Genomic DNA, 9,126 nt, shown 5'->3' with positions numbered 1-9,126 from the left:
GCCAACCGAGTCCAGTGGCGCCAACCCTGCCCAGCTGCGGCTAAGGGCGGCGTGAAAATGAATTTTTCAGGGACGACGAAATACCCACCCTGCAGGCTGGAGTTGCGAAAGGCCGTGGCCTGGATCGCCTCGGGCTGGCCTTCGAACCAGCTTCGCGCGTCCGGGTTGTGCGGAAAGAGCTGCGGCAGCTTCTCGTAGAACGCCAGATCCATGCCGATGATGGCGGTCACGGGTGCGGCGGCCGTCTTGGCGCGGTTGCCTTCGCTCAGGCACGGCAGCAGCCGGGCTTTGGCCTGCGGTGACTTGACGAACAGGATGCGCGCCGGGCCGCAGTTGGCCGAGGTGGGGCCCCACTTCATCAGGTCGTACAAGCGGTGCAGCGTCTCGTCGGATACAGCCTTGTCCCGCCAGGTGTTGTGGGTGCGGGCGTCGTCGAACAGTTGCTCGGTGGTGATCTGCATGGTGTCGATGGGATTCAGAGCCAAAGCGCCCATTTTGCAATGGGTTCGTGCAGCGGGTTCGTACGGCAGTGCCGCGCGTGGCGCGCAGTGAGAGGGGTTAGCGGATCTGTGCGAAAATACCGTCGAGCTGAGAGTACCCAACCCGCAGGCGATACGGTTATGACACCGCGAACTTCCCCGGAGGTCACCCCGGCCTGAACAGGCCGGCGGCAGTTCGCGCCTGCTCGATCAACACCCTCTTGCGCGGCCCCGAGCCGCGTTTTTTGTTTTTCAGGACCCTCACCCATGATCCAGATCACGCTCCCCGACGGGTCGCAGCGCACCTTCGATGCGCCGGTCACCGTCGCCGAGATTGCGGCGGCCATCGGCGCCGGGCTGGCCAAGGCGGCTGTCGCGGGCAAGGTGCAGACCGCCGGTGACGAGGCGCCGCGCCTGGTGGACACGGCCTACCGTGTCGAGCGCGATGCGCGGGTGTGGATCGTCACGCCCAAGGATCCGGAGGGTCTGGAAATCATCCGCCACTCGACGGCGCACCTGCTGGCCTACGCGGTCAAAGCGCTCTATCCGGATGCGCAGGTCACCATCGGGCCGGTCATCGACAACGGCTTTTATTACGATTTTTCGTACAAGCGGCCCTTCACGCCGGAGGACTTGGTCGCCATCGAGAAGAAGATGGCCGAACTGGCCGCCAAGGACGAACCGGTGGTGCGCCGGGTGCTGCCCCGCGACGAGGCCGTGGCCTACTTCAAGGGGCTGGGCGAGCACTACAAGGCCGAGATCATCGGCAGCATCCCGGCGGGGGAGGAGGTCAGCCTCTACCGCGAAGGCGCTTTCGAGGATTTGTGCCGCGGCCCGCATGTGCCGTCGACTGGCAGGCTCAAACACTTCAAGCTGATGAAGGTGGCCGGGGCCTATTGGCGCGGCGATCACCGCAACGAGATGCTGCAGCGCATCTACGGCACCGCCTGGGCCAGCAAGGAAGATCTTCAAAAGTACCTGACGTTACTGGAAGAGGCCGAGCGGCGCGATCACCGCAAGCTGGGCAAGGAACTGGATCTGTTCCACATCGACGACCATGCGCCGGGGTTGGTGTTCTGGCACCCCAAGGGCTGGACGCTGTGGCAGCAGGTGGAGCAGTACATGCGGCAGGTCTACCGCGACAACGGCTACCTGGAGGTCAAGGGCCCGCAGATCCTGGACAAGGCGCTGTGGGAGAAGACCGGCCACTGGGACAAGTACCGCGACAACATGTTCATCACCGAGAGCGAGAAGCGCGACTACGCGATCAAGCCGATGAACTGCCCCGGGCACATCCTGATCTTCAAGCAGGGGGTGAAGAGCTATCGCGACCTGCCGCTGCGCTATGGCGAGTTCGGTCAGTGCCACCGCAACGAGCCCAGCGGCGGCCTGCACGGCATCATGCGCGTGCGCGGCTTCACGCAGGACGACGGTCACATCTTCTGCACCGAGGACCAAATCCTGCCCGAGTGCGACGCCTTCACGCGGTTGCTGAAGAAGGTGTACGCGGACTTTGGCTTTACCGAGATCCTCTACAAGGTCTCGACGCGGCCGGCGGCGCGTATCGGCTCGGACGAACTCTGGGACAAGGCCGAGGCGGCGCTGATGCAAAGCCTGCGCGACTCCGGCTGTGACTTCGTCATCTCCGAAGGGGATGGCGCCTTCTACGGCCCCAAGATCGAGTACACGCTCAAGGACGCCATCGGCCGCGAGTGGCAGTGCGGCACGATCCAGGTGGACTTCAACCTGAGCGAGCGGCTGGATGCCGAGTACGTGGCCGAGGACGGCAGCCGCCAGCGCCCGGTCATCCTGCACCGCGCCATCGTCGGCAGCCTGGAGCGTTTCATCGGCATCCTGATCGAGCAGCACGCCGGCGCCTTGCCAGCGTGGCTGTCGCCGACCCAGGTGGCGGTGCTCAACATCACCGATGCGCAATCCGACTACTGTGGCGAAATTGCCAAAACGCTTCAGGATCAAGGGTTTAGGGTGGCGCTGGATCTTGGCAACGAGAAGATCACCTATAAAATCCGCCAGCAGGCGTTGCAAAAGGTGCCCTACATCCTGGTCGTCGGCGACAAGGAGAAGGCCGCTGGGACGGTCGCCGTGCGCGCGCGCGGCAACCAAGACCTCGGCGTCATGCCCTTGGCGGATTTCGCCCAGCGCCTGCGTTCGGACATCGCGTCCAAACATTGACAAAGGAACCACACCATCGCTACCGCCCGCCCCAGCAACTTCCGTGACCGTCGCCAGCGCGAGGAGCGCCAGCACCGTTTGAACCGCGAGATCACCGCGCCCGAGGTGCGCCTAACCGGCCCCGACGGGCAACAAATCGGCGTCGTGTCGATCCAAGAGGCGCTGCGCATGGCGGGTGACCTCGACGTCGATCTGGTCGAAATCGCGCCGATGGCCACCCCGCCGGTGTGCCGCCTGATCGACTACGGCAAGTTCAAATACGCCGAACAGAAGAAGGCGGCCGAGGCCAAGGCCAAGCAAAAGGTCATCGAGGTCAAGGAAATCAAGTTCCGGCCCGGGACCGATGAGGGCGACTACCAGGTCAAGATGCGCAACATTCGCCGCTTTTTGGAAGATGGCGACAAGTGCAAGGTGACGCTGCGCTTCCGTGGCCGGGAAATCACCCACCAGGAGCTGGGCTTGGCGTTGTTGGAGCGCATCCGCAACGAGCTGGGCGACAGTATCGTGATCGAGCAATTCCCCAAGCTGGAGGGGCGGCAGATGATCATGATGATCGCGCCGTCGCGCAAAAAGGGCGCTGGCGCCGGCAAGGCGGAAGCTGCCGCCCCGGCGGTCTGAGCGTCGCGCACCGTGGTGCATCGGTCGTTTGCGCACGGCGCAGCCCCGTTGCTATAATCGCGAGCTTCGCACGTGGCAGGGTGTGCGGCGTGACGCGTTGCGGCGTTTCGCGGTGTGTCACGGCGCGCGACAGCGTGCGAAGCCGGCTCGGGCAGTCCAGGGCCGGAACGACAAGTGGCTCGGGGCCGACAAGTCCTTGGCAGCAAAGCCGGGGCGCCTCACGAGCACAATTCAACAGGAAGCAGTCATCATGCCCAAGATGAAGACCAAGAGCAGCGCGAAGAAGCGTTTTCGCGTTCGTCCCGGTGGCACCGTCAAGCGCGGTCAGGCGTTCAAGCGTCACATCCTGACCAAGAAGACGACCAAGAACAAGCGCCAACTGCGTGGCGCGGCCAACGTCCATGAGACGAATATGGGCCACATCGCGCAGATGATGCCCTTTGCCGGCCTGTGATGGGCGGCGGTACCCCCGTAACGAACAAGGAGTAAACCATGCCTCGCGTCAAACGTGGTGTCACCGCGCGCGCGCGCCACAAGAAGGTGCTCGCCCTGGCCAAGGGTTTCCGTGGCCGTCGCAAGAATGTCTTCCGCATCGCCAAGCAGGCGGTGATGAAGGCCGGCCAATATGCCTACCGTGACCGCCGTGCCCGCAAGCGCGTCTTCCGTCAGCTCTGGATCGCCCGCATCAACGCCGGCGTGCGCGAGCTGGGCCTGACCTACAGCCAGTTTGCCAATGGTCTGCGCAAGGCGGCCATCGAGATCGACCGCAAGGTGCTGGCCGATCTGGCCGTCAACGACAAGGCGGCGTTCGGCGCCATCGTCGAGCGCGTCAAGGCCCATCTGCAGGCCCCGGGCGCAGCGACGGCCGCCTGACGTCCCAGGCCGCCCACCCGGGTGGCCATCCGTCTTTCCACGGGCCAGTCGCCTTGCGCGCTGGCCCGTTCGTTTTTTGGGGCTGAGCGCGCCCCGCAACGGATCACCGCATGAACGATCTCGAATCCCTGGTGCAGTCGGCGCGCGAGCTGTTCGCGCAGGCCCAAACCCCCAACGATCTGGAGAACGCCAAGGCGCGCTTTCTGGGCAAGAGCGGTGCGATCACCGAGCGCATGAAGGGGCTGGCAGCGCTGAGCCCCGAGGACAAGAAGGCGGCGGGCGCGGCCATCAACCAGGCCAAGCAGGCCATCGAGGCGGCGCTGCAGGCGCGCCGTGCCGAGCTGGCCGAGGCCGAGTTGCAACGCCAACTGGCCGCCGAGGCGCTGGATGTGACCCTGCCGGGCCGCCAGCGCGGCCAGGGCGGGCTGCATCCGGTGAGCCTGACGCTGGAGCGCATCGAGGCCATCTTCGGCTCGATGGGTTTCGAGGTCGCCGACGGGCCGGAAATCGAGACCGACTGGTTCAACTTCACGGCGCTCAACACCCCGGCGGACCACCCGGCGCGCTCGATGCACGACACCTTCTACGTCGAAGGCGGCACGCCCGAGGCGCCGCTGTTGCTGCGCACGCACACCAGCCCGATGCAGATTCGCCACGCGGTGCAGCACGTCAAGCGCGCGCGCGCGGCAGCCGGCGACGACGGGGCGGCGGGTCTGTTCGCCGGCGACATGCCGGAGATCCGCGTCATCGCGCCGGGGCGCACCTACCGCGTGGACAGCGACGCCACGCACTCGCCGATGTTCCACCAGTGCGAGGGGCTGTGGATCGGCCGCAACGTCAGCTTCAAGGACCTGAAGGTGGTTTTCACGGCGTTTTGCCGCACCTTTTTCGAGACCGAGGACCTGGTGCTGCGCTTTCGGCCGAGCTTCTTTCCGTTCACCGAGCCGAGCGCCGAGATCGACATCCAGTTTGCCAGCGGACCGCTGGCCGGCCGCTGGCTGGAGGTGGCCGGCTCCGGCCAGGTGCACCCCAACGTGGTGCGCAACATGGGGTTGGACCCGGAGCACTACATTGGCTTTGCATTTGGCATGGGGCCGGATCGGCTGACCATGCTGCGCTACGGCGTCAACGACCTGCGCCTGTTCTTCGATGGTGATCTGCGCTTCCTGTCGCAGTTCCGTTGAGGTTGAGAGAAAGACCCCCCGATGCAATTCCCCGAATCCTGGCTGCGTGCCTTTTGCAATCCTCCTCTCGACAGCCGCGCGTTGGCCGATCTGCTGACCATGGCGGGTCTGGAGGTGGAGGAATGGGAGCCGGTGGCTCCCCCCTTCACCCGCGTGGTGGTGGCCGAGATCGTCAGCGCCGAGCCGCACCCCAACGCCGACCGGCTGCGCGTCTGCCGCGTCGACGTCGGGCAGGGCGAGCCGCTGCAGATCGTCTGCGGCGCGCCGAATGCGCGCGCCGGCATCCGCGTGCCGTGCGCGCTGGTGGGCGCGGTGCTGCCCCCCGGCGCGGACGGCAAGCCGTTCGAGATCCGCGTCGGCAAGCTGCGCGGGGTGGAGAGTCACGGCATGCTGTGCTCCGCGCGCGAGCTGGGCCTGTCGGACGACCACGGCGGGCTGCTGGAGCTGGCGAGTGACGCCCCGGTCGGGCGTGATCTGCGCGAGGCGCTGGCGCTGGACGACCGGCTCTTCACGCTCAAGCTCACGCCCAACCTCGCGCACTGCCTGAGCGTCCACGGCGTGGCGCGCGAGGTGGCGGCCTTGACCGGTGCGCCGCTGCAGACCCCGGTGTTTGCGCCGGTGGAGCCGCGCCATGGCGAGGTGCTGCCGGTGCGCATCGACGCGCCGGACCTGTGCGGGCGCTTCACCGGCCGGGTGATCCGCGGCATCGACCCCACGGCCAAAACGCCCGACTGGATGGTGCAGCGCCTGGCGCGCTGCGGCCAGCGCAGCATCTCGGCGCTGGTGGACATCTCCAACTACGTGATGTTCGAGCTGGGCCGCCCGTCGCACATCTTCGATCTGGACCGGATCCACGGCGGCCTGCAGGTGCGCTGGGGCCGCGCGGGCGAGACGCTGGAACTGCTCAATGGCCAGACCGTGACGCTGGACGAGACGGTGGGCGTCATTGCCGACGACCGCGGCGTGGAGTCGCTGGCCGGCATCATGGGCGGGCAGGCCACGGCGGTGTCGGACGCCACGCGCAATGTCTATGTGGAGGCGGCATTCTGGTGGCCGCGCGCGATCGCTGGCCGCTCGCGCCGCTTCAATTTCAGCACGGATGCGGGCCACCGCTTCGAGCGCGGGGTCGACCCCAGCACGACGCGCGAGCATGTCGAGCGCATCACGCAGCTGATCCTGGAGATCTGCGGCGGCGAGCCCGGCCCGATCGACGACCATGTCGTCAACGTGCCGCAGCCGCAGCCGGTGACGCTGCGCGTGGCGCGCGCGGCCCAGGTGATCGGCATGCCGCTGACGCAGGCGCAGTGCGCCGAGCCGCTGCGCCGCCTGGGACTGGAGGTGGCCGAAGGCGACGGCGTGCTGACGGTGACGCCGCCGCCGTACCGCTTCGACCTGCAGATCGAGGAAGATCTGATCGAGGAGGTGGCGCGCGTCATCGGCTACGACCGCTTGCCGGATACGCCGCCGCTGGCCCCCGTGGTGCCGCGCGTGCGGCCGGAGGCGCAGCGCTCGCCGTTTGCGCTGCGCCGTCAGCTCGCGGCGCTCGGCTACCAGGAGACGATCAATTTCAGCTTCGTCGAAGAGCGCTGGGAGCGCGACTACGCCGGCAACGAGGTGCCGATCCGGCTGCTCAACCCGATCGCCAGCCATCTGAGCGTGATGCGCTCCAGCCTGATCGGCAGCCTGCTGGCGGTGCTGCGCTACAACGTGGATCGGCGCGCCGCGCGCGTGCGCGTGTTCGAGATCGGGCGCGTGTTCCGCCGCGATCCGGCGGTGCCGGACAGCGACACGACCGTGGCGGGCTTGGATCAGCCGCGCCGGCTGGCCGGGCTGGCGTGGGGCGACGAGTCCGCCCTGCAGTGGGGCGTGCCCGCCCGACCGGTGGATTTTTACGACGTCAAAGGCGATGTGGAGGCCCTGCTGGCGCCGCGCCGTCCGGTGTTTGAGCCGGCGCAGCATCCCGCGCTGCACCCCGGGCGCTGCGCCCGCGTGCTGCTCGACGGCCGCCCCGTGGGCATCGTCGGCGAGTTGCATCCGCGCTGGCGCCAGGCCGAAGGCTGGACCCAGGCGCCGGTGCTGTTCGAGCTGGACTGGGATGCGGTCGTGGAGCGCCCGGTGCCCCAGGCCCAGCCGCTGGGGCGGCACCAGCCCGTGCAGCGGGACGTGGCGGTGGTCGTGCGCGAGGCCGTCACCCACGCCGAGCTGATGTCGGCCATTGGGGCGGTCGAGCAGCCGTGGCTGCGCGAGGCGGTGCTGTTCGATGTCTATCGCCCCAAGGCGGGGATGGCCGGCGGCGCTTTGGCCGAGGGCGAAAAGAGCCTGGCTGTGCGCCTGACCCTGGAGCGCCATGACGCCAACCTGACCGACGAGGAGATCGACGCCGTCGTGCAGGCGGTGTTGGCATCGCTGCAACAGCGTGTCGGGGCCCGCTTGCGGGCGTGACCCTGGGGTGTCGGGGGGGCCGTGGCGGTCCTGCTACGATTGCCGCCATGGCCACGCGCAAACCCCGTACGGAACCCGAAGACGCCGGCGACGGCGCGACCCTGACCAAGGCCGAGCTGGCCGAACGCCTGTTCGACCGCATCGGTTTCAACAAGCGCGAATCCAAGGATATCGTCGATGCGTTTTTTGCGCTGATCGCCGAGCGCCTGATCGCCGGCGAGGACGTGCGCATCGCCGGGTTTGGACAGTTTCAGGTGCGCATGAAGGCACCTCGCCCGGGGCGCAATCCGCGCACGGGTGAGCTGGTGCCGATCGAGGCGCGGCGCGTGGTCACCTTCCACGCCTCGCCCAAGCTCAAGGAAGCGATGCAGGGTGGGGGCGCGTCTGCCGCCAGCGACCCGGATCGATGAGGCCGGTGGCCAGCGCCACACCGGCCAGAATCACGATGCCACACCCCACCATCCAGGGGGTGATCGTCTCGCCCAGCAGCAGCGCGCCGTAGCCAATGGCAAACACCGGGATCAGAAAGGTCACGGTGAGCGTTTTTGCGGGGCCCGCGGCCTCGATCAGTCGAAAATACAGCAGATAGGCCAACGCGGTGCAAAGCACGCCGGCTACCCCGACGGCAGCCCAGGCGCCGGTGCTGGCCGGCTGGGCGGGCCAGGTCCACAGGGTGGGCAGCAGCAAGCCCAGTGTGGCGCCGAACTGACTGCCGGCGGCCGTCGCCATGGGGGGAATACCCATCAGGTATTTTTTGGTGTAGCTGGCGGCCAGAGCGTAAAGGATGGTGGCGCCCAGGCAGGCCAGCACGGCCCAGCCCGTGCCGCCGGGGGTAAAGCTGGCCTTGTTCCACGACAGCAGCGCCACCCCCAGAAAACCCAGCGCCAGACCCACGGCGCGCCAGCGCCCCGGGCGATCGCCCAACCACAGCCAAGCCACCAGCGCACCGAACAGCGGGACGGTGGCGTTCAGGATGGCCGTCAGGCCGGTGCTGATCGACAGCACCGCATAGGCGAACAGCCCAAAGGGGATGCCCGAGTTGATCAGCCCGACGAAGAGGATGCGCCCTGCGTGGGCGCGAAACGCGCGCCAGTGGCCGCTGAGCACCAGAATCGGCAGCAGCACTGCGCCGGCCACCGCCACGCGCAGGCCGGCAGTGGCCACCGGCCCAAACTCCAGCGCCGCCTGGCGCATGAACAAAAAGGACGACCCCCACAGGGCTGCCAAAAACAAAAACTCGGCCGCAAGCTTGGGCGACATGGCGCGGGATGGGATGGGGTGATGGCACCCGGGCCGTCGCCGGCCGGGGCAGGACAGGGGGAGCGATAGGGAAAGAA

The 9,126-nt window shown here is 67.5% G+C and carries 9 protein-coding genes; 7 read left to right on the top strand and 2 right to left on the bottom strand.

Features of this window, described 5'->3' with window-relative positions:
* On the bottom strand, positions 1-461 hold a 461-nt coding region (locus ACK4TH_RS09670), incomplete at its 3' end, for a malonic semialdehyde reductase (protein ID WP_409625680.1).
* 285 nt (positions 462-746) lie between these two features.
* On the opposite strand from ACK4TH_RS09670, the gene thrS reads away from it, so the two are divergent.
* From thrS to ACK4TH_RS09635, 7 genes are all read left to right on the top strand, one after another.
* Positions 747-2,672, top strand: a complete 1,926-nt coding sequence (gene thrS / locus ACK4TH_RS09665) for a threonine--tRNA ligase (RefSeq protein WP_409625677.1) — start codon at positions 747-749, stop codon at positions 2,670-2,672.
* A gap of 15 nt (positions 2,673-2,687) precedes the next feature.
* Complete coding sequence (gene infC / locus ACK4TH_RS09660) at positions 2,688-3,290, top strand: translation initiation factor IF-3 (protein ID WP_409625692.1); 603 nt, start codon at positions 2,688-2,690, stop codon at positions 3,288-3,290.
* 250 nt (positions 3,291-3,540) lie between these two features.
* Positions 3,541-3,744 carry a 50S ribosomal protein L35 gene (rpmI, locus tag ACK4TH_RS09655; protein ID WP_068608969.1) on the top strand — a complete coding sequence of 68 codons (204 nt, stop codon included), beginning with the start codon at positions 3,541-3,543 and terminating at the stop codon, positions 3,742-3,744.
* Positions 3,745-3,782: 38 nt separating this feature from the next.
* Positions 3,783-4,163 (top strand): 50S ribosomal protein L20, encoded by a 381-nt coding sequence (rplT, locus tag ACK4TH_RS09650; RefSeq protein ID WP_409625674.1) that lies wholly within the window; start codon positions 3,783-3,785, stop codon positions 4,161-4,163.
* Between the two features lie 110 nt (positions 4,164-4,273).
* Positions 4,274-5,347, top strand: a complete 1,074-nt coding sequence (gene pheS, locus ACK4TH_RS09645) for a phenylalanine--tRNA ligase subunit alpha (protein ID WP_409625671.1) — start codon at positions 4,274-4,276, stop codon at positions 5,345-5,347.
* Between the two features lie 21 nt (positions 5,348-5,368).
* A complete protein-coding gene (pheT, locus tag ACK4TH_RS09640; protein ID WP_409625669.1) occupies positions 5,369-7,789 on the top strand; it encodes a phenylalanine--tRNA ligase subunit beta in 2,421 nt (806 codons plus the stop codon).
* A 47-nt stretch (positions 7,790-7,836) separates the two neighbouring features.
* Positions 7,837-8,199, top strand: coding sequence for an integration host factor subunit alpha (locus tag ACK4TH_RS09635; protein WP_409625666.1), 363 nt, complete (start codon positions 7,837-7,839; stop codon positions 8,197-8,199).
* On the opposite strand, the gene ACK4TH_RS09630 is transcribed toward ACK4TH_RS09635, so the two are convergent.
* Complete coding sequence (locus ACK4TH_RS09630; protein WP_409625663.1) at positions 8,144-9,049, bottom strand: DMT family transporter; 906 nt, start codon at positions 9,047-9,049, stop codon at positions 8,144-8,146. The genes ACK4TH_RS09635 and ACK4TH_RS09630 overlap by 56 nt on opposite strands.
* Between the last annotated feature and the right edge of the window lie 77 nt (positions 9,050-9,126).

The organism is Tepidimonas sp. (genome assembly GCF_046292505.1).
Taxonomy (GTDB): Bacteria; Pseudomonadota; Gammaproteobacteria; order Burkholderiales; family Burkholderiaceae_C; genus Tepidimonas.
This window is presented reverse-complemented; position numbering and strand designations above follow the sequence as displayed.